20 protein-coding genes are annotated in these 19,898 nt (G+C 66.3%); 10 read left to right on the top strand and 10 right to left on the bottom strand.

Annotated features, from left to right (window positions below; all coding sequences use genetic code 11):
- Positions 1 to 70: 70 nt before the first annotated feature.
- Together LK459_RS04960 and ygfZ are read right to left on the bottom strand one after the other, a co-directional pair.
- Positions 71 to 721: an MOSC domain-containing protein gene (locus tag LK459_RS04960; protein ID WP_227922078.1), complete on the bottom strand. Its 651-nt coding sequence runs from the start codon at positions 719 to 721 to the stop codon at positions 71 to 73.
- On the bottom strand, positions 718 to 1,893 hold the full coding sequence (gene ygfZ, locus LK459_RS04955) for a CAF17-like 4Fe-4S cluster assembly/insertion protein YgfZ (RefSeq protein WP_039994354.1): 1,176 nt from the start codon (positions 1,891 to 1,893) through the stop codon (positions 718 to 720). The genes LK459_RS04960 and ygfZ overlap by 4 nt, the downstream gene beginning before the upstream one ends.
- A gap of 41 nt (positions 1,894 to 1,934) precedes the next feature.
- On the opposite strand from ygfZ, the gene LK459_RS04950 reads away from it, so the two are divergent.
- The 6 genes from LK459_RS04950 (at position 1,935) to LK459_RS04925 (ending at position 10,221) form a co-directional block, all read left to right on the top strand.
- A complete protein-coding gene (locus tag LK459_RS04950) occupies positions 1,935 to 2,813 on the top strand; it encodes an aminodeoxychorismate lyase (RefSeq protein ID WP_227922076.1) in 879 nt (292 codons plus the stop codon).
- Positions 2,814 to 3,027: 214 nt separating this feature from the next.
- Positions 3,028 to 4,614, top strand: coding sequence for a cytochrome ubiquinol oxidase subunit I (locus LK459_RS04945; protein WP_007240203.1), 1,587 nt, complete (start codon positions 3,028 to 3,030; stop codon positions 4,612 to 4,614).
- 13 nt (positions 4,615 to 4,627) lie between these two features.
- On the top strand, positions 4,628 to 5,704 hold the full coding sequence (gene cydB, locus LK459_RS04940) for a cytochrome d ubiquinol oxidase subunit II (RefSeq protein ID WP_227922074.1): 1,077 nt from the start codon (positions 4,628 to 4,630) through the stop codon (positions 5,702 to 5,704).
- 5 nt (positions 5,705 to 5,709) lie between these two features.
- Complete coding sequence (gene cydD / locus LK459_RS04935; protein ID WP_227922072.1) at positions 5,710 to 7,443, top strand: thiol reductant ABC exporter subunit CydD; 1,734 nt, start codon at positions 5,710 to 5,712, stop codon at positions 7,441 to 7,443.
- A 1-nt stretch (position 7,444) separates the two neighbouring features.
- Positions 7,445 to 9,229: a thiol reductant ABC exporter subunit CydC gene (cydC, locus tag LK459_RS04930; protein WP_227923580.1), complete on the top strand. Its 1,785-nt coding sequence runs from the start codon at positions 7,445 to 7,447 to the stop codon at positions 9,227 to 9,229.
- 545 nt (positions 9,230 to 9,774) lie between these two features.
- Positions 9,775 to 10,221: a hypothetical protein gene (locus LK459_RS04925; RefSeq protein ID WP_227922070.1), complete on the top strand. Its 447-nt coding sequence runs from the start codon at positions 9,775 to 9,777 to the stop codon at positions 10,219 to 10,221.
- A gap of 15 nt (positions 10,222 to 10,236) precedes the next feature.
- Here the strand turns inward: LK459_RS04925 and LK459_RS04920 are convergent, their stop codons facing one another.
- The 8 genes from LK459_RS04920 to LK459_RS04885 all read right to left on the bottom strand — a co-directional run bounded on the left by LK459_RS04920 (position 10,237) and on the right by LK459_RS04885 (position 15,869).
- A complete protein-coding gene (locus tag LK459_RS04920) occupies positions 10,237 to 11,028 on the bottom strand; it encodes a DUF6297 family protein (RefSeq protein WP_227922068.1) in 792 nt (263 codons plus the stop codon).
- The gene (locus tag LK459_RS04915; RefSeq protein ID WP_227922066.1) at positions 10,965 to 11,447 is read right to left on the bottom strand and encodes a hypothetical protein; all 483 of its coding nucleotides are present in this window, start codon (positions 11,445 to 11,447) and stop codon (positions 10,965 to 10,967) included. Before LK459_RS04915 ends, LK459_RS04920 begins: the two co-directional genes overlap by 64 nt.
- Positions 11,444 to 12,055, bottom strand: coding sequence for an ABC transporter ATP-binding protein (locus LK459_RS04910; RefSeq protein ID WP_227922064.1), 612 nt, complete (start codon positions 12,053 to 12,055; stop codon positions 11,444 to 11,446). Before LK459_RS04910 ends, LK459_RS04915 begins: the two co-directional genes overlap by 4 nt.
- Before the next feature lie 68 nt (positions 12,056 to 12,123).
- Positions 12,124 to 12,462: a hypothetical protein gene (locus LK459_RS04905; RefSeq protein WP_227922062.1), complete on the bottom strand. Its 339-nt coding sequence runs from the start codon at positions 12,460 to 12,462 to the stop codon at positions 12,124 to 12,126.
- A 10-nt stretch (positions 12,463 to 12,472) separates the two neighbouring features.
- Entirely contained in the window at positions 12,473 to 13,138 is a 666-nt protein-coding gene (locus LK459_RS04900) for an FABP family protein (protein WP_227922060.1), read from the bottom strand.
- Positions 13,139 to 13,349: 211 nt separating this feature from the next.
- Complete coding sequence (locus tag LK459_RS04895) at positions 13,350 to 13,655, bottom strand: DUF1416 domain-containing protein (protein ID WP_005172564.1); 306 nt, start codon at positions 13,653 to 13,655, stop codon at positions 13,350 to 13,352.
- Between the two features lie 2 nt (positions 13,656 to 13,657).
- On the bottom strand, positions 13,658 to 14,497 hold the full coding sequence (locus tag LK459_RS04890) for a sulfurtransferase (RefSeq protein WP_227922058.1): 840 nt from the start codon (positions 14,495 to 14,497) through the stop codon (positions 13,658 to 13,660).
- 400 nt (positions 14,498 to 14,897) lie between these two features.
- Entirely contained in the window at positions 14,898 to 15,869 is a 972-nt protein-coding gene (locus tag LK459_RS04885; protein ID WP_227922054.1) for an LmeA family phospholipid-binding protein, read from the bottom strand.
- A gap of 150 nt (positions 15,870 to 16,019) precedes the next feature.
- Here LK459_RS04885 and LK459_RS04880 point away from each other — a divergent pair, with 150 nt between their 5' ends.
- The 4 genes from LK459_RS04880 (at position 16,020) to LK459_RS04865 (ending at position 19,897) form a co-directional block, all read left to right on the top strand.
- A complete protein-coding gene (locus tag LK459_RS04880; protein ID WP_227922052.1) occupies positions 16,020 to 16,919 on the top strand; it encodes a winged helix-turn-helix transcriptional regulator in 900 nt (299 codons plus the stop codon).
- Positions 16,903 to 17,844, top strand: coding sequence for a mycothiol synthase (gene mshD, locus LK459_RS04875; RefSeq protein ID WP_407648725.1), 942 nt, complete (start codon positions 16,903 to 16,905; stop codon positions 17,842 to 17,844). The genes LK459_RS04880 and mshD overlap by 17 nt, the downstream gene beginning before the upstream one ends.
- A complete protein-coding gene (locus tag LK459_RS04870; protein ID WP_227922050.1) occupies positions 17,810 to 18,793 on the top strand; it encodes an endonuclease/exonuclease/phosphatase family protein in 984 nt (327 codons plus the stop codon). Before mshD ends, LK459_RS04870 begins: the two co-directional genes overlap by 35 nt.
- An 81-nt stretch (positions 18,794 to 18,874) precedes the next feature.
- Entirely contained in the window at positions 18,875 to 19,897 is a 1,023-nt protein-coding gene (locus tag LK459_RS04865) for a glycosyltransferase family 2 protein (protein WP_227922049.1), read from the top strand.
- The last annotated feature ends 1 nt before the right edge of the window (position 19,898 follow it).

Genomic DNA, 19,898 nt, shown 5'->3' with positions numbered 1-19,898 from the left:
CAGTCTAGCGCGCCCGCAGGGATTCTGTGGATTGCCCTGCCTTGCCACGCCGACGCGGTGGCGGGGACGACTACGCGCGTGCCAGCTTCTTGGTGGCCTCGCGGCGGACCTTGGGGGCGAGGTCGTCGATGGCGAGCAGTTCGCGCAGCGAGTCGGCGTCGGTCCCGGTGATCAGGTGACGGACGCGGACGCGGTGGTCCGGACGATGCACGACCCGGATGTCGTCGCCTGCCCCAACCGTGCCCGGCCGAAGAACGCGCAGGTAGGTGCCCACATCGCCGCGGTCGTGGAAGCGTTTGATCCACTTGGTCTCGTCGGCCCATACGGCGAAGGTGCGGCACGGGGTGCGGGGGATCGTCGTCTCGAGCAGCAGTCCGTCGTCGCCGATTGCCCACTGTTCCCCGACCAGTGCATCGGTCACCGGGAGTCCGGTGACGCGAAGATTCTCCCCGAACCAACCGTAAGGCAGCTCACGCCCCAGGGTTGCGGCCCAGTGGTGCGCTTCGGCGTGATCGTAGGCGTAGACGGCCTGGTCGACTCCGCCGTGATGTTTGGTATCGCAGACGTGGTCGGTGACGAGTCCTTCTGCGCCGACCATAACCCTGCCCTGCTGGGGTCGCTTGTCGATCGCGCTGGCGCCGATCGAAGGAAGGTCGACGTCGTGGTCGGCGACACAGACCGCGATGACATGGCCGAGGAGTGAGGGCGACTGCTCGCTCACCGACCACGCAGCCTGTCGATCGCGGCACGCCCTGCCTGCACCCGCGCGTCGGTCCGGATGGAATCGGGGTCGATGCGCGCCGGCACACGGTCGCCGACCTCGAGCTCGACGTCGGGACCGATTCCGTTCTTGACCAGGGCAAGTGCGATCGGGCCGAGTTCGAAGTGGTCGATGACTGTTCCCACACGGCCGACCGTGCGGCCGCCCGCTGTCACTGCGGCGCCGGGCTCGGGCTTGTCGTCGGCGCTGCCGTCGAGATGAAGGAGGACGAGTCGGCGGGGCGCCTTGCCCAGATTGTGGACCCGCGCCACCGTCTCCTGCCCGCGATAGCACCCCTTGTCGAGGTGTACGGCACCGAACTCCTGCGGTCCGCCGATCCAGTTCACCTCGTGTGGGATGGTCCGTTCGTCGGTGTCGATACCGAGGCGGGGGCGCGTGCCCGCGACACGCAGTGCGTCGAATGCCCAACTTCCGGCGGCGCGCCCACCGGCGTCGATCACGGTGTCCCACCAGCTCACGATCTGCGACTCGGGGATGACGAGGTCGACGACCGGAAGGGCACCGGACGCGTGCGGCCCCTCCGAGAGCGGCGGCATGATGCGCCAGAAGCCGAGAGGTTCCTCCTCGTGATGGGATTCGGGGAGATCGCCTGCCGTGTAGGGGAGCGCGTCGGGATCGATCTCGAGAGTCTCGGCGATGGGGCCGCGCAGTACGTCGGGGCCGATGAGTGTCAGCACCTTCATGTCCGGCCGCGCCGCGGGGGCGACGTCGGCCCAGAAGACCATCTTGGTGAGGAAGTCGAGAAGCGGAGCTCCGCGGTAGCCCTCGGTGTCGATCCATGTGACCTCGTCGACGTCGCTGACCACGAAGTGGTCTTCGATGCGACCGTTCATGTCCAACGACAGTGATTCCGCACTGCGTCGGTCGGGCAGCTGACGCAGGTCCTGGCTGCTGATGTTGTGCAGCCAGGTCAGGCGTTCAGGGCCGGGTACCTCGATCACCGAGCGATCGGACCGGTCGACGATGACCGCCCCACGTACCGCCGCACGCTGTTCGCCGAGCGGATCGCCGTAGTGCCACGCGACGGTCGTCGACGAATCGTCGTCGGGCGAGTGCGGGTCGGCAACCGCGCCCATGGTGGAATACCTGGTCAAGATCGAAGAGGGCGCCACCCCTGAGATTCTACGCAGCCGACGCATTAGCCTCTTGGAGTATGTCGCACTCGATCCTGATGACCCTCGACGGTGAGCGCCACGACCCCGACGCACCGTTTCTGTGCGCCGACGACCTCGCCGCGGTGCGTGGCGACGGGATCTTCGAGACGTTGCTCGTCCGCGGAGGGCGTGCACGATGTGTGGCGCTGCATCTCGAACGCCTCGCGCGTAGCGCGGCAATGCTCGACCTGCCCGAGCCTGATGCCGATGCGTGGCGGGAGGTGATCGACGTAGCGGGCAAGCAATGGACGGCAGACGCGCCGCGCGGCGCGGAGGGACTCATGCGCCTCGTCTATTCGCGAGGCAGGGAGAGTGCGGGTCACGATGCGTCGCCGACGTCCTATCTGACGGTCGGCCCTGTCGCCGACAGGGTGACCGCAGTCCGACGGGACGGGGTCTCGGTGGTCACCCTCGACCGCGGTTACTCGATCGATGCGGCGTCGAGTTCTCCGTGGCAGCTCCTGGGAGCCAAGACACTGAGCTACGCGACCAACATGGCTGCCCTGCGGCACGCGACGGCACAGGGATTCGACGACGTCATCTATCTGAGCGCAGAAGGTGCCGTGCTCGAGGGTCCGCGGTCGACGGTGATCGCGGTGTACGACAAGACACTCGTCACGCCGCCGAGCGAGGTGGGCATCCTTCCGGGGACAACGGCCCGGGCGACATTCGAGCTGGCCGAGAAAGAGGGCTGGGACACCAGTACCCGTGTGCTGCGCACGGCAGACCTCATTGCGGCGGATTCCTTCTGGCTGGCAAGTAGCGTCACGCTGGCCGCGCGAGTTACCGCATTGAACAGATACGTGACGCCGGTAGCTTCGAATACCGAGCAATTCGCCGATTTGGTGAACCGGGCGATCGGCGATGACACAGAATAGTCACGTCTGTCACAGTGATTTGTGAGGCGAACAGACAGCGTGAGACACAGCTCATAACTTCATCCCGACGACGGGACCTTTGGCTGCTTGTCCCCGTGATCGGCCCAGCGTAGCGTCGTCGACAACGGACTACTACGTGCCGTCGTAGAAGTCCGCGCTCTGCTACCAGACGCGTCTCCCAGCCCGGGGGCGCGGCTATGAGATTCGAGGCGCGATGAACGCTCTGGATTTGTCCCGATGGCAGTTCGGAATCACGACTGTCTATCACTTCATTCTTGTCCCACTGACCATCGGCCTCGCGCCGATGGTCGCAATCATGCAGACGGTGTGGCACAGGACCGGAAATGAGCAGTGGCTACGCGCCACCAAATTCTTCGGAAAACTCTTCCTCATCAACTTCGCACTCGGTGTGGCGACCGGCATCGTGCAGGAATTCCAGTTCGGGATGAACTGGAGTGAATACAGCCGCTATGTTGCCGACGTCTTCGGTGCGCCGTTGGCGCTCGAGGGGTTGATCGCCTTCTTCCTCGAATCGACGTTCCTCGGCCTGTGGATCTTCGGGTGGACGAGGTTGCCGCGGCGTGTGCATCTCGCGACCATCTGGTTGGTCACGATCGGCGTGACGGCGTCGGCCTACTTCATCATCGCGGCGAACAGCTTCATGCAGCACCCGGTCGGGGTCGCCTGGAGTGACGTGCGTGAGCGTCCTGCGATGAACAACTTCTGGGCGGTCATCACCAACAACACGACGCTGGTTGCCTTCCCGCACGTCATCGCCGGATCCTGGCTCACCGCAGCCACTTTCGTCGGTGCGATCGGTGCCTGGTGGATGACACGCAACATGATCCGCGCGAAGAAGCTCAGTGCTGCCATCGAGACCGGTGACACCTCCGACATGCCGAAGACCACGTCGCCGAGTCAGATCGACGCGACCCCGCAGGATCTCGAACGCGACGCGCGTCGGTTGTGGCGGCCTGTCACGAGGTTCGCGTGCTGGTTCGCGATCGTCGCAGGCGTCCTCGTCATCATCACCGGCGACATGCAGGCACAACTGATGTTCAAACAGCAGCCGATGAAGATGGCCGCCGCGGAATCGCTGTGCGATACCGAGCAGCCCGCAGGCTTCTCCGTTCTGGCGGTCGGTCGGCAGAACAACTGCGACAACATCGAGCACGTCATCACCATCCCGCGCATGCTGTCGTTCCTCGCCGATCACCGCTTCGACAGCGAGGTCAAGGGCGTCAATCAATTGCAGGAGGAGTACACCCAGAGACTCGCCGGGACACCGGGTGTCGAGCCCGGGCAGAACTTCGCGCCCAACCTCTTCGTCACCTACTGGGGCTTCCGCGCGATGATCACGTGGGCGCTCGGCTCGGTGATCGTGGCGCTCGGCGGATTGTGGCTGACGCGTAAGAACAAGGTGATCACGTCACGCAAGTTCGGTCTGCTCGCGCTCTGGATGATCCCGACGCCTTTCCTGGCCAACGCATCCGGCTGGATCTTCACCGAGATGGGACGTCAGCCGTGGGTGGTCGTGCCCAACTGGGCCGACGATCTCGATCCCACTCGCATCCACATGCTGGTGCAGAACGGTGTCTCCAATCACACGCCGCCGATTCTCTGGGTGACGCTGATCGGATTCACCGTCCTTTACGGCGCGCTCGGCGTCGTGTGGTTCCTGCTGCAGCGGCGCTACATCATCGAGGGCCCCGGACCGCACGACGACGTTCCGCCCATCGTCGACGAGGATGTCACCGACTCCGATGCCGACGGCCCCAAGCAACTGTCGTTCGCGTACTGAGGAGTTAAGGGACATGCTCGGAAATCTCTGGTTCGTCATCGTCGCGATCCTGTTCGTCGGGTACTTCGTGCTCGAGGGCTTCGACTTCGGCGTCGGCATGCTCATGCCGTTCCTCGGCCGCAGCCACACCGGTGGCGACAGCAAGGTGTCGGCGAAGGACGACGCCGCCGACAACGACAAGCGACGTCGCGTGCTGCTCAACACGATCGGACCCGTGTGGGACGGCAACGAGGTGTGGCTCCTGACGGCAGGCGGTGCGTTGTTCGCGGCGTTCGGCGGGTGGTACGCGACGATGTTCTCCGCGTTGTATCTGCCGCTGTTCCTGATCCTCGTGGGCCTGATCGCCCGCGTCGTATCGATCGAATGGCGCGGCAAGATCAACAATCCCAAGTGGCGTCAGTGGTGTGACTTCGGTATCGGACTCGGGTCGTGGATTCCGGCGATCCTCTGGGGCGTCGCGTTCGCGAATGTCGTACGGGGACTTCCGATCGACGAGCGGCATCAGTACACCGGCGGATTCTTCAACCTGCTCAATCCCTATGGACTGCTGGGTGGGCTCACGACGCTGCTGGTGTTCCTCACACACGGCGCGATCTTCCTGAGTATCAAAACGGGAGGCGTGCTCGAGGAGGACGCCAAGAGGTACGCCAAGACACTGGCCATCCCGACACTGATCGTGGCAGCGGTGTTCCTGCTCTGGACCCAGTTCGCGTACGGCAACGGGTGGACCTGGATTCCGGTGCTGATCGCGGCGGTCGCCGCCGTGGTCATGGTCATCGCCACCCAGGCCGAGCGTGAGGGCATCGCGTTCACCGCCAACGCGATCGCAATCGCAGGTACGGTCGCCTCGCTGTTCGCGTGCCTGTTCCCCAACGTGCTCCCGTCGACGACGAATGCGGCGTGGAACCTGACGGTCGAGAACACGTCGTCGAGCGACTACACGCTCACGGTGATGACCATCGCCGCGGTCATCGTCACGCCGATCGTCATCGCCTACCAGGCCTGGACCTATTGGGTGTTCCGCAAGCGGCTGTCCGTCGACCAGATTCCCGAGTCGATCGGCTTGTCGTCGCTGAAGGCGTGGCAATAAGTCCTGTGGGCGCCCCGGCCGATGGTCGGGGCGGCCCGCAGGCGAGCCCGGTCACCGAACGTCGAGGCGGACCACCGCTCGATCCGCGCCTGCTCAAGTACTCGCCGACCACCCGCAGATACGTTGCGGTCACCGCGGTGTCGGCGTCCATCACGACTGTCGCGATGATCGTCGCGGCCGCGATGACGGCGTCGATCCTGTCCGAGATCATCGTCGATCCGACCACGCGGTCGTTGTCGGCACAGTCCGCGCATCTGTGGGTTCTCGGTGTCGCTCTTGTTGTGCGAGTGGGGACATCCTTTGCCCATGACCGTTACGCGCACCGTGCGTCGGCGACGACCATCGCCGAACTGCGTGCGCGTGCACTGCGGGCGCTCACCGATCCGGACCGAACGCCGACGCGAGAACTGTTGCGTCGCAGAGAGCACGCCACGACGGTGTTGCTGCGCGGGCTCGACGCACTCGGCCCGTATCTCTCCGGGTACGTTCCGGCACTGATCGTGACGGTGTTGGTGACGCCGACGGTGGTCGTCGTGATCGGGCTGACCGATTGGCCGTCGGCGCTCATCATCATCATCACGCTGCCGCTCATTCCGTTGTTCATGATCCTCATCGGAGTGATGACCCGGGACAGGACCGAACGCAAGCTCGAGACGATGAGCACTTTGAATTCCCAGGTGCTCGACCTCATCACCGGCTTGCCGACGCTCCGTGCTCTCAATCGTGCCAAGGCGCCTGCCGCGCGGGTCGCCGACCTCGGCGCAGAACACAAGCGCAGCACGATGGCGACGCTCCGTGTGGCCTTCCTGTCGGGCGGTGTGCTGGAGTTCCTCGCCACGCTGTGCGTGGCGCTCGTCGCCGTGGGTATCGGTCTCCGCCTCGTCTTCGGGGACATGAGCCTCTACGCGGGAGTTCTGGCGCTCATCCTCGCACCGGAGGCCTACCTGCCACTGCGGCAGGTGGGTGCGCAGTTCCACAACTCCGCCGACGGTGTCACCGCCGCACGTGAGGTGCTCGAACTCATCGAGACCGGAGAAGGCGACGCGACGCCCGTGCATCGTCGCACGCGGACCTGCACCGTTGCGGGACAACCGATTCGCTTGCTCGACGTCGGGGTACACGGCCGCGACGGCTGGGCGCCGTACGGGTTGTCCGCGACCGTGGAGGCCGGGCAGCTGACGTTGTTCACAGGCCCCAACGGGGCGGGCAAGTCGACCGCCATCGCGACGATCCTCGGACTGATCGCACCAGACAACGGGTCGGTTCTCGTCGGGTCGATTCCGGTGGCAGAACTCGACCCCACCGCCTACCACGAGCAGGTGATCTGGCTCCCGCAACAACCGGTCATCGTGCCCGGGACGGTCGCCGAGAACCTCGCGCTGTTCGGGACGCTCAACGCCGATGCCTACGATTCGGCAGCTGCGGCAACGGGTTTCGACGTGGTGCTGTCGAGTCTTCCCGACGGCGTCGAGACCGAGTTGGGTGCGGGTGGAGTGGGGCTGTCTGCCGGACAGCGTCAGCGCTTGGCGTTGACCAGGGCGCTGGCATCCCCGGCGCCGCTGCTGCTGCTCGACGAGCCGACCGCTCACCTCGACGCCGGATCGGAGGCGTCTGTCCTGGCTGCGATCGCGCGGCGTGCCGCGAACGGAGACACGGTCATCGTGGTTGCGCACCGGCCCATCGCCAGGGCTTATGCCGATTCGGTTGTCGATTTTCCGGCGGTGATCGGCGTTGGCTGACATGAAGAACGGTCTCGTGAACGATCCCCTTGTGCGGGCACTCGGTTTCCTCGGGTTGACGTGGCGTCCGGTCGCGAGGTCGCTGCTCCTCGGTATCGCGGGGGCGATGTCGGCGCTCGGTCTCGCCGCGTTGTCGGCGTGGCTCATCACCCGCGCCTGGCAGATGCCGCCGGTGCTGTACCTGTCAGTCGCGATCACGGCGGTACGCGCGCTGGGTATCTCACGGGGCCTGTTTCGCTACCTGGAACGGCTGGCCACCCACGACCTCGCACTCGGCGGGATGTCGACGGCGCGGGAACGGCTGTACCTGGCGTTGGCCACCGGTTCGCCCGCGTACTCGGTCACGTTGCGTCGTGGCGACCTGCTCACCCGAACCGGCGACGACATCGATGAACTCGGAAACGCGTTGATCCGCGGACTGATCCCCATCGGGGTCGGATTCACGACATCGGTCGCCGCGGTGGTCATCATGGCGCTGGTCTCGGGGTGGGCTGCGCTGGTGTTGGCTGTCGCGTTGATCGTCAGCGGTGTGATCGCCCCGTGGCTGGCCGCACGCGGCTCGGCGCGCGCGATCGCCGATAGTGCAACCGCGACCGCCCGTGCCGTCGACACCGCGGCCACAGCACTGTGGCATGCGCCGGAGTTGATCGTCGGCAGGCGTCGTGATGCGGTGCTCGCCGACGCTCGGGCTGCCGACCAGGCAGCCATCTCCGCCGCCGATCGTGGGGTGCGGGTGCAGTCCGCAGCGGCGGCCGCGACACCGCTCGCGCTCGGCGCCTCGTTGATCGCGGCCTGCCTCATCGGAATACACCTGGCCGCACAGACATCCGGTTCTCTCTCCGACGTCGCGAGCGGCCACGGACTGACCCCGATGATCCTCGGTGTGCTGATCCTGTTGCCCCTGTCCGCATTCGAGTCCACCGCCCCGCTGACCGAGGCCGGGATCCAATTGGAGCGCAGCCGTCAGAGCGCATCACGCGTGATGGCTTTGGTCGATGGTGCTCGCGCCGAAGGTGCTGACATTGATGGTGCCGACGTCGGTGCTTCTGCGGATGGCGCCGATGACATCGACGTGCCAGTACACGCTGGGCCGGTGACGATGCAGCTCGATCAACTGAGGTGGGGGTGGCCCGCCTCGGCCGACGCCACACCGCGGACGCTGGGACCCGACCAGGGCATCTCCCAGGTTCTTCCGCCGGGATCGCGGCTTGCCGTCGTCGGCCCGAGTGGCATCGGGAAGTCGACGCTGCTGCTGACGATCGCCGGCTTGCTCGAGCCGCGTGCTGGTTCGGTGACTGCGACCGACCAGGACGGCACTCCGGTCGCATTGCGCTCGGCCGCATGTTATTTCGCCGAGGAAGCGCACATCTTCTCGACGACGCTCGGTGAGAACCTGCGCGTGGCGCGCGGCGACGTGACCGACGACGAGATGTGCGAGGCGCTGGCGACCGTCGGTCTCGGCGATTGGCTTGCGGGTCTGCCCGGCGGCCTCGACACGGTACTGACCGGCGGCGCCGAGGCGATCAGCGGTGGGCAGCGTCGTCGACTACTACTTGCCCGTGCACTGCTGCACCGAGCGCCGGTGGTGCTGCTCGACGAACCCACCGAGCATCTCGACGCCACAGATGCCGAGCAGTTGCTGGCCCGCCTGCTGACGCCGGTGGGTGGCATGTTTGGTCCCGAGCGGACCGTGGTGGTCGTGACGCACCAACTGCCCGCGGGCGCTCGCACCGGAGCACTCGACGCAGACGTCGTCGACCTGACCCCGCTGGACGCCCTCGGATAGCGTGCCGAGCGCGGTTCACCCGGTGCGGCGGGGTCCGAGGAGCTGGGTACGTACACAATCCGGTCGTCAGCGGAGAGCGGCGACAATAATTGTCGCGGCCTCGCTGTGACGTCGCAGTTGTGTACGCAGCGGTCGGTGGCGGGCCATCAGTGGACTGCGCGAAAACCCGTTGCCGAGCGCCGGGTAGTGGGCGTACTTTCGTTCGTACACGGGAAAGGAGGTGGTCTGAAGTTGTATGACATACGGACACGTGAGGTGGCCATCCGCTGACGGCGGACCGCCTGTGACTTAGGCCGATTCGCTTCGCGGCGAATTCCAGATGGCCACCCGACCCCCGCACCCGACCAGTCCGGTCGCCCGGCCCGTCCCAGACGGGTGGTGCGGGGGTCGTTCCATGTCGCGGACGGGTACCAGTGCGGGGTGCGGCCGGAGATCGACGACAACGAGTAGCGCGCTACGCATGTGGACATCGGCGCCAGCGGGTGAACTTGGTGGCAGACGACACCGCGTGCACAGCGCGGGGCCCTGCAGAAAGGTCGGAGCCGATGAGAACAGCCAGCGCGGTCAGGACCCTGCATTCACGAATGCACGCCTCGTCGAACCGCACCGTCGCGGTACGCCGCAGATACCTCACCCCGGACGATCCCGAGTGGACGAACGACGGTCCGACCAACTGGATCATCGGCAGAGTCGAGCGCCTCGGGTACAGCAGGTTCGGCGTCGCGGGCTCCGTGATCGGGCATCTGGTGCTGCACAACGGCGGCGACGATGATCTCGCCATTCTCTCGACACCAGGTGTGAGCGGCACCGACGGCACGCTGTTCACTTTCCTGCCGAGCGGTGCGTCGCGCATCCTGCCCGACACCGTGTTCCACATCGTGCAGGGCGAGCGCTGCGACGGGCGGCCCGTGCTGGTCGGTGAGATCGTCGACGACGGCCCAGGAGGCCCACAGTTCTTCTTCGACGGTCCGTCCCCGCAACCGCGTTGGTGACTCGACGTTGCTCGGTCACAGCAACCCGACGATCGCGGCGGTCACGAGCACGGCAACCGTTCCGCGCATCATCGAGGTGAGTAGTTGTGGTTGAATGACCGCACCAGTCACCAACGGCTCGCTCATGGCAGGCGAGTCGTAGGGAAGGGGCGGGCGGGTCGCGCGTCGATAGACCGCGAACAGTATGCCGCACAACATGAGTGCTGCGGAGGCCATCGGCAGCGGCCAGGCCACGACGGCAACACCGCCGGTCACGATGACCCCGACCGACGGTATCACCATGTGTGCCAACATGATCGGTCGATCTGCGAGACCGAAAGCCCGTCGCAGCGCCGGGGTGCCGGCCACCGAACGAAGGCCGCCGGTCAAGCTGTTGCCCGCGCTGTAGACCAGCATCGCCAGGACGAGTATCGCGCCGTGGTGAATGGTGACCAGCTGCGGCACAACAGCAATCATCGCAGTGCAGATCAGCCAGCGGACACAGGCATCGGGATGCCGGAGCAGTCGTCGCCGATCGAGTTCGACGGCGGCACCGAACCACGACGCGGGCAGCGCTCGCCTCGGTGCGGCCATGCGTCGACGCTGCCACCGCACCACGCGGTTGTCGGTCAGCCACGTGGTGTCGAGCATGCTCGCGGCGAGCTGCAGCGCATCCGCGTACCCGTCATGGGGTGCGAAGCTGTTGCGGTGCAGCCACTTCGGTGAGAGCGCCCGTTCCCGCGGCAGCCGTCGCCGATCCTCACTCAGCTGACGCGCATACGCCGCACCCAGTGCCAGCAGTCCCGCTGCCGCACCGGCCGGCACCACGACTGCGATCGATGCGGGATGCAGGGTCGCCAGTATCGCAGACTCGCAGCGCAGCATACGACCATCGAAGCGCCGACTGCGAGGAGGCGTCGGGCGAGTGGGCGGGTGCGGTCGTCGGGACCGGACAGAACCCACCGTGCCGTGGCCCGGCCGACGCGCACCGGTCCCCAGATCGTCGACCAGTGATGTACGAGCACGCCGACCGCCGACACGGTGAGGATCAGTGCGGCAGTAGGATGATCGGCCGCGGCTCCCGATAGTTCGACGACCATCGACACCCGTGACGGGGCCAGCAGCGTGACCACCCCACCACCTAGGACCGCAGCGCAGAAGACGAGCTCGACCCAGCTGAAGTCGTAGCGTCGCATCCACCGGAAGCGCAGATCGGGGACACGGCGCGGTCGGGTACTCGTGTTCATCGGCCGATCTCCACGACGATGTCGGCGCACCGCTCGACCAGTGTGGGACTGTGGGTGGCGACCACCATCGCGAGACCGGACTGTCTGGCGGTCAGCAGCTTATCGGCCACCCACTCCTGGCCTGCGAGATCGAGTCCGCGCTCGGGTTCGTCGAGGACGAGCAGGCGTGCGGGTCGAAGTAATGCTGCCGCCAATGCGAATCGTTGGCGCTGCCCGGTCGAGAGCGTGTGCGGATAGCGGTCACCGAGATCGCCGAGACCCGCGTCGTCGAGTGCGGCCTCCACGTCGGCGGAATCCATGCGATGTGTACGAGCGAGCAGGTGGAGGTGCTCGATCAGTGTTGCATCGAAGAACGTTGCCTCGTCGCCGATCTCGGCGGAGACGAGACCGCGAAACCGCGGCGAGCGATCGTCGGGGTGCAGGCCGAACACGTCGATCGTTCCGGAGTCGAGTCGGTCGTCGTCGACGACGCAGCGCAGGAGCGTCGATTTGCCCGCGCCATTGGGGCCGATGATGCATGCACAGTGGCCGGGCCTGACCTCGAGATCGAGGTCGTCGAACAGGGTCTGGGAACCGAGGGTGCGTCGAGCACCCGAAATGGACAGCACGGGAGAACATCCTTCACACGTAGGGGAGGGCGGGCAGATCTGGCCCGGACGTGCGAGGCGTCGGGCCGTCAGAGGACGGCCGGAGCGCGCGGTGCTACCGCGCCAAAGGTGTGAATATGTTGCCGCAGTGAGATTCTCGTGTCGTCGCGGCGTGGCGGAGGGCTGGTGGAGTGGGGCGTTCGCGGCTGCACCGAGCGCAGGATCGTCAAGACCTGCACCATGAGTCGACGCGTACGCGCGCCGACCCGGGCATCATCTGCGACGAGGGCGATCACCAGCGCGGCGAGGATCGACGCGAACAGTGTCGTGGACATCTGACCGAACAGCAGCGTCGAGAGCACCGGAAGCCAGACGAGGGCGAAGTAGACCGGCAGTGAGCGTGGGGCGCCGGTGTGGTCGCGCAGCATCGCGGTGGGACTATCCCACGAACCGACGCAGCTTGGCCGACAGGCGCGGGGTCAGGTCGCCGTCGGGGTCGACACGTTCCTCGACGTAGGCGAGGTCGCCGTCGGGGACGATGCCGTAGAGCCGCTTGGCGTTACCGGTGGGCACCGAGGTCTCCGAGCGCACGACGGCATCGGTGGTGAGATTCCACGACGTCTGGTTCAGTGGGCGGCCGTAGAAGAGTTCGACCCAGCCCTCGGCGTGGGCGAGTAGAAGCTCGATGGAATCGTCCTCGGTGATGCGCCAGTAGCCGGTCTCGCGTTGATCGGGACGGAGGAACTTCGCGTCCTCGTCGATGACCCACGACCGCGACTCCCAGTTGAGGAAGTTCTGGCCGTCATGGCTCACGACGATCTGTTGCGCGAAGTGGTAGTCGGTGCCGGTGACCGGGTCGTGCCCCTCACCCTCGCCACGCCAGACACCCACGAGCGGAAGCAACGCGAGCAATCCCTGATGGAGATCGGCGCCGAGCCGAAGGTTCGCTGTGTCCGCCTCGAGCGGCAGATCGTCCCACGCGGGCACGTTGCGCTCGCGGCTACCTGACTCGGCAGCGCGCGAATCGGCCTGGCTGATCGCCTCGTCGCCCGATCTGCGGGCGCCGACGGCGTCGTCTGGCTGTCCGTCCTCCGGGGAGGTCACGATTCGTCTGTGACCAGTCGGTAGAGCACGTACAGCGCGAACCAGGTGATCAGAACGGCCGCGAGGACCAGCAGGATTTCGAAGAAGATGACCACGGGATAGATTCTAGCCCTCCGTGAGGACGCTGTGCTCAGGGGCTCTGGGTGCCGGCACACAAAGGCCCGGCACCCCACCGTGGGTGCCGGGCCTTTGTGTCCCGAGGAGCGTTGCGCTACTTCGAGACGGTGATGTCCTTGTCATGCACGCCGGGGCCCTCGGGGCTGACGGTCACGTCGCCGTTGCCCTGCGAGCTGAGCGCGCGGAGCGTCCAGGTGCCGGGGGCGGCGAAGAAGCGGAAATCGCCGGTGGGGCTGGCGACGACCTCGGCGGTGAACTCACCGGTGGAGTCGAGCAGCCGCACGAACGCGCCCGCAACCGGGTTGCCGGAGCCGTCGGTGACCTGTCCGGTGAGAACGGTCTCCTTCTCGACGTCGACGCCCGCGGGCAACTTCTGTCCCTGTTTGGGTGCAGCACACATGATTACTTACCTTCTCCCAGTTCAACCGGAACGCCGACCAGCGAACCGTATTCGGTCCAGCTGCCGTCGTAGTTCTTCACGTTCTTCTGTCCGAGCAGTTCCTGCAGCACGAACCAGGTGTGGCTCGAACGCTCGCCGATACGGCAGTAGGCGATGGTTTCCTTCGACCCGTCGAGGCCGGCTTCGGAGTAGAGCTCGGCGAGCTCGTCGTCGGACTTGAAGGTGCCATCCTCGTTGGCGGCCTTGCTCCACGGCACGTTGATCGCGCCGGGGATGTGGCCTGGACGCTGGCTCTGCTCCTGCGGAAGGTGTGCGGGAGCCAGGATCTTGCCCGAGAACTCGTCGGGGCTACGCACGTCGACGAGGTTCTTGGTGCCGATGGCGTCGACGACCTCGTCGCGGAATGCGCGGATCGAGTTGTCGGGATCGGCGGCCTTGTACTCGGTCGCGGGACGCGAGACGGCGTCGGTCGACAGCGGACGGCCGTCGAGCTCCCACTTCTTGCGGCCACCGTCGAGCAGCTTGACGTCCTGATGGCCGTAGAGCTTGAAGTACCAGTACGCGTAGGCGGCGAACCAGTTGTTGTTGCCGCCGTAGAGGACGACGGTGTCGTCGTTGGCGATGCCGCGCTCGGAGAGCAGCTTGGAGAACTGCTCACGATCGACGAAGTCGCGGCGGACCGGATCCTGCAGATCGGTCTTCCAGTCGAGCTTCACGGCGCCCTCGATGTGGCCGCCGTCGTAAGCGCTGGTGTCCTCGTCGACCTCGACGAAGACGACCTTGTCGTTGTTGAGGTTCTGCTCAGCCCAATCGGCGCTGACCAGGACGTCGGAACGTGCCATGTCTGGTTCCTTCCAGAGGTGGAATTTCTCGGTGGAGTTGTCCGGTCACCAGAGATGTAGAAAGCGGGCCGGACGTCGATCAAATGACGGGCGAGAAGATGACGGCGGCATCTGAAGCGATGCGGACTTGCGATGTCACGAGCGCGCACACTGCACACACCGGCCGTCACCTGTGGTGAACGTGCCGAGGCGGCGCGATCACCGGACTAGAGACAGCAACAGTCGGCGACGCGACAGAAGTCGATCGCCCGCCGACGAGTGAGCAGGAGCTCACGGCGCAGTTGCATGCCACCGAGGGTACAACAGGCACCCTGCAGGCCCCCAACGGTGGCCTGCGTTCGGCTGTAGGTGGGTGTGAATACCGGCATCACCCAATCGTTCGACGGTCGGCGGGACCGGTTCAGAAGTCTCTGGGGCGTAGCTGACGCGGGCCGGTGTCGGCGACGAGCAGCACGTCGCTTCCCTCGCTGTGGGCACCGGTCGGGATGATCCCCCAGGGCAGGGGCAGGCGCGGAAGGGTCGTCGTGAATCGATCGAGCACGGCTGCCCGCAATGCCGCGTTCTCGTCACCGTCGAGCTCCGGTGCGCTCTCGTGTTCTTCCGGGCCGGTGTAGAAGCCCGTCGCCTCCAGGTGCAGTCGTCCGGCGCGGATGGACAGGTCGACGCTCACGCTCACCTTCGCCCTGCGACCCCGATACTCCGACGCCGACGGTGTGTCCGCGGGGAACGGGGTGGTCTCGGAGCCCGTTGACGGCAGTGGATGCGCGGACGGCGGCAGGGCAACGGTTCCGGTGAGCAGCACCCCGGAGGATCGGTGCAGCAGACCATCCTGGGGGCCGCCGCCTCCCGCCTTGCCCTCGGGCGCGGGGGTGTTGACGGTCAGGTCGAGGATGTCGAGGAATCGCCCGAGGTTCACCGAGTCCAGTCGTGTGTACGCGTCGACAGATGCGGTGTGGATCGCGTCCGACGGTCCGATGTTCCAGCCGTTCGGCACGGTCAGCGTGCCCAACCGGGCGCCCAGTTCTGCCGTGCAACCCCGCCGGATGCGGCAGCCGTCGACCGTGACGCCGCGCGCGGTGATCGTCGCACCGGAGAACTCGCCTCGCGACGCATGCGTGACGTAGGGGAACCCGCCGAGGGTGACCTCCGGGTCATAGGTGATCCGCGGCGAGGCCAGCAACGATCGAGACATGCGGTACTCGCCGCGAGCGGCGGTTGCCATGTCGGCGAGAAACGCGACGACCAGCATCATGAGGACGACACAGACACCGACGACGACCGCGCGACGGGCGCGGAAAGTGCCGCGTGCAGGCGTGCCCGATGCCGCGTCGCCGCTCCCATCGGCTGCCTTGTTAACAGCGGAACCCGACATTGGGGCTATTCTGTCATCTATCGCGCACATGGCGGTAAGCCGACGTAAACAATGGAGTTCGTTCGTGTGCGAAGCTGGCGTCCCGGCGAACTCCTCCCCGACGGTCGCGGTTGTGGTGTTCAGGGTGGGAAGACGAGATCGGAGTAATACGTGGATCTCTTACTGTTGACAGCCGATCCGAATCCGGAAGCGGTGCTGCCGTCCCTTTCGCTGCTCGCGCACACGGTCCGCGTCGCACCGACCGAGGTCTCCTCGTTGATGGAGGCGGGCAACGCCGACGTCGCCATCGTCGACGCCAGGACCGACCTCGCCGCGGCACGCGGACTGTGCCGCCTGCTCGGCAGCACCGGTTCGGCGGTCCCGGTTGCCGCTGTCCTGACCGAGGGCGGTCTGGTCGCTGTGAACGCCGACTGGGGACTCGACGAATTCCTCCTTCCCGCGACCGGCCCTGCCGAACTCGACGCGCGGCTCCGACTGCTTGTCGTCCGGACGAGGGGTGTGGGGACCGAAGAGGCTTCGGGCAAGGTCACGCTCGGTGAACTCGTGATCGACGAGGGAACCTACACCGCGCGACTGCGCGGGCGCCCGCTCGATCTCACGTACAAGGAGTTCGAACTCCTGAAATACCTCGCGCAGAATGCGGGACGGGTCTTCACCCGCGCACAACTCCTTCAGGAGGTGTGGGGCTACGACTTCTTCGGCGGCACCAGGACAGTCGACGTCCACGTCCGACGCCTGCGCGCCAAACTCGGCAGCGAGCACGAGTCACTGATCGGCACCGTGCGCAACGTCGGATACAAGGCGGTGCGCCCGACGCGCGGTCGCAACGGTGGTGCCGAGTCTGCCGGCGACTTCGTGGGTGAGGGTGACATCGGTGACGACCTCTCGGACGACGCCGACCTTGACGATGGTGATCTCGATCTCGACGAGCGCCTGACCGACGACGACCTGACCGACGACGACACCCCGACCGACCGCCACGCCCCGACCGACCGCGACTCCTTCGATACCTCGGGAGTCGGTGAGGAGTTCAGTGCCAGCGGAAGCTGACGCGATCGGCAACACCCCGATCGTCCTCGATCGACTCGACGCCGCCGGGGTCGAGCACGCGCATCGCCTTGTCGCGGACGCGACCGTCGTCGACGGCGTCGCGCCATTGTCCGAGCAAGCGGTACTCGCCATCGACGCCCCAGAGCGCACCGACGACGACGCCGCGCATGCGCGACACGTCATCTCGACCGCCGGGTACGCGAACATCACACCCGGACGCGACGGCGAGCCGTCGATGATCGAGGCGGTCATCGACCCCGAACTGCGCAGACGCGGGCACGGGAGGGCATTGCTCGACTCGGCGTTCGCCGAGGCACGCGAGGTCTCCGACGCCGACGGACCGTCGCCGAGGGCGTGGGCGCACGGCGACCTCCCCGGGGCGCAGGCGCTCGCCGCCAGTATGGGACTGCGAAAAAAGCGTGAACTGCTGCAGCTACGACGTGACGTAGCCGCGGACGGCTCCGATCTGCCGCCGCTCGTCGTCGATCCGTCGATCGAGCTGCGCACATACTCCGGACCCGACGACGACGGGGAGATCCTGCGCGTCAACAACGCGGCATTCGAGTGGCATCCGGAGCAGGGCGGCTGGTCGTCGGCGCAGATCGACGAACGCACCTCCGCCGACTGGTTCGACCCGGCCGGACTGTTCCTCGCCTACGACGTCGACGACCCGTCGACCCTGCTCGGCTTCCACTGGACCAAACGGCAGGATGCCGACCTCGGTGAGGTGTACATCGTGGGTGTCGACCCGGCAGCCCAGGGGCGTGGGCTCGGACGGATGCTCACACTTGCCGGACTGCACTATTTCGCCGACCGGCGCATCGGAACCGTCATGCTCTACGTCGAAGGTGACAACACCGCTGCGCTGCACACCTACGAGAGGCTCGGGTTTGCCCGATACGCCGTCGACGTCGCGTACGGCTGAGTCGAGCGCGGCGCGCCGGGCGGTGACGGTTCTCGGCTGCCTGCTGGTAGCGGCCGGACTCCTCGGCGTGATCGCGCACGCCGTTCCGTTCGTCAGCAACACCTGGGCTCGACTGGCCGCTGGAACGCCCGTACTGATCGTGATCGGCATGGTCGGACTGGTGCTCGTGCTGGCGTCACGTGCGTGGATGTGTGCCGTGATCGGCGCGATGGTTGTTGTCATCGGCATCGGCACGCAGGTACCGCTCTACATCGGCACCGACGAGAAGCAGGCTGCGACCGACATCAACGTCATGCAGGCGAACATCTATCTGGGGCAGGCGGACGTCACATCGATCGTCCGTGATGTCCGGCACAACCGGATCGACATACTCACCGTCGTCGAACTCACCACCGACGCCGTCGGCAGATTCGACGCCGCAGGCATCGCGGGCGATCTGCCCTACCGGTTCGTCGTGCCCAGACCGGGTGGGGGCGGAGCGGGCATCTTCTCGCGCTACCCGCTGTCGGACGAATCCCGCATCGGCAAGATGGCCATGTCGAATCTGCGCGCCGTCGCCGACATCCCCGGCGTCGGGCGCCGCGCCGTGTACGCACTCCACCCCATACCGCCGTGGCCGGAACCCGCGTGGCGCTGGGCGTACGAGGTCGATCTCCTCTCGTCGACTCTCGGCGGGGAGCAACTCCCGCTGATCCTCGGCGCCGACTTCAACTCGACCTACGACCACGCGCGCTTCCGCAGACTGCTCGCCACGCCGCCGGGCCTGGTCGACGCCGCGGAGCACCTCGGCTACGGGATCGTCGCCACCTACCCCGCCAACAGACGCTTCCCGCCCGTCCTCGCCCTGGACCGCGTGATGACGCGTGGCGGTCCGATGCCGACGAGTTTCCGTCGCGTCGAACTGCCCGGTTCCGACCACGACGGCGTGATCGCGTCGGTCCGGCCCTGACCCATACGGCCCCGCGCAGTCAGGCCACCGGTAGTTAGGTTACCCTTACGCAGACGAGTCGTGAGGGGAGCGCGCTGCGCGATGTATCAATCCGCCACCGGCAGGGAACGGCTGACGGCGCAGACCGTGTCGGTCTCTGTCGTGGTGCCGGTCTATCGCAGCGCCCGCTACATCGATGCGTGCATGCATTCGCTTCTGGGACAGCAGAGTTCGGTCGACGAGATCGTTCTCGTCGACGATCGTGGCGGCGACGGCTCGATCGACCGTGCGCAGCGAGTGCTCGCGGGGGGCGCGGTCGACCACCGCGTCGTGCGCATGCCGCACAACAGTGGTGTAGGGCCCGCGCGCGACGCCGGATTGGCGGCGGCATCCGGAAACGTCATCTGGTTCTTCGACAGTGACGACATCGCCGAGCCGGAGTTCACCACCGACATGCTCGACGCATTGATCGGAACTGATGCCGATTTCGCCACCTGCACAACTCGTTTCGCGGACGAGACGGGGACTCCGACGGGCGTCCTCACCCCCGCGTTGGCGGCCGGTACCGTGACGGGCGAACGCTACGCTCAGCTTCTGTTGCGCAGCAAGGCTCGATCGTATGCGAGTGGAAAGCTGTTCCGGCGCGACATTCTCGGCGACGAGCCGTGGGGATCCCGACGAGCTTATGAGGATCTGTCAGCCGCCGCACGGGTATCGTTGCGCTCACGCACGGTGGCGACCGTGGCGCAGCCGTTGTACCTGTATCGGCTGCGCGCCGATTCGGTATCGCACCGGGTCACGGCCGACACCCGGGCCATCTTCGAGATGGGCGACGAGGTTCTCGAAATGCTCGATTCGGTACCCGACACCCGGCAATGGCGTTCGACGGCACGGTCGTTCGTGTACCGCGAAGTACTGATTCCCGCCGCGCACATGGCGATGCGTGCGGAGCACGACGGTGAACGGAGTGCCGTCACGCAAGAGCTGCTGCAGGTCGCGCGTGAGCGCGTATCTCGGCGCGACATACTCCCGTTGCTGGCGGCGCGCGAGGTGAGATCGGCCGTCTTCGCCGCAGCGATGTTGACGTCACCGAGACGCTACTCCAACATGTTGCGCCACTGGTGAT

Source organism: Gordonia otitidis (genome assembly GCF_020735545.1).
GTDB lineage: Bacteria > Actinomycetota > Actinomycetes > Mycobacteriales > Mycobacteriaceae > Gordonia > Gordonia otitidis.
The sequence above is the reverse complement of the archived record's forward strand: the minus strand, read 5'-3'. Positions and strand labels throughout refer to the sequence as shown.

What these genes read in the sequence shown, in the direction of transcription:
- cydC (WP_227923580.1), top strand. Translation starts at nt 7,445, where the DNA reads ATGAAGAACGGTCTCGTGAACGATCCCCTTGTGCGGGCACTCGGTTTC.
- LK459_RS04915 (WP_227922066.1), bottom strand. Translation starts at nt 11,447, where the DNA reads ATGAACACGAGTACCCGACCGCGCCGTGTCCCCGATCTGCGCTTCCGG.
- cydB (WP_227922074.1), top strand. Translation starts at nt 4,628, where the DNA reads ATGCTCGGAAATCTCTGGTTCGTCATCGTCGCGATCCTGTTCGTCGGG.
- LK459_RS04950 (WP_227922076.1), top strand. Translation starts at nt 1,935, where the DNA reads ATGTCGCACTCGATCCTGATGACCCTCGACGGTGAGCGCCACGACCCC.
- LK459_RS04865 (WP_227922049.1), top strand. Translation starts at nt 18,875, where the DNA reads ATGTATCAATCCGCCACCGGCAGGGAACGGCTGACGGCGCAGACCGTG.
- LK459_RS04890 (WP_227922058.1), bottom strand. Translation starts at nt 14,497, where the DNA reads ATGGCACGTTCCGACGTCCTGGTCAGCGCCGATTGGGCTGAGCAGAAC.
- LK459_RS04905 (WP_227922062.1), bottom strand. Translation starts at nt 12,462, where the DNA reads ATGCTGCGCGACCACACCGGCGCCCCACGCTCACTGCCGGTCTACTTC.
- LK459_RS04925 (WP_227922070.1), top strand. Translation starts at nt 9,775, where the DNA reads ATGAGAACAGCCAGCGCGGTCAGGACCCTGCATTCACGAATGCACGCC.
- LK459_RS04885 (WP_227922054.1), bottom strand. Translation starts at nt 15,869, where the DNA reads ATGTCGGGTTCCGCTGTTAACAAGGCAGCCGATGGGAGCGGCGACGCG.
- LK459_RS04945 (WP_007240203.1), top strand. Translation starts at nt 3,028, where the DNA reads ATGAACGCTCTGGATTTGTCCCGATGGCAGTTCGGAATCACGACTGTC.
- LK459_RS04895 (WP_005172564.1), bottom strand. Translation starts at nt 13,655, where the DNA reads ATGTGTGCTGCACCCAAACAGGGACAGAAGTTGCCCGCGGGCGTCGAC.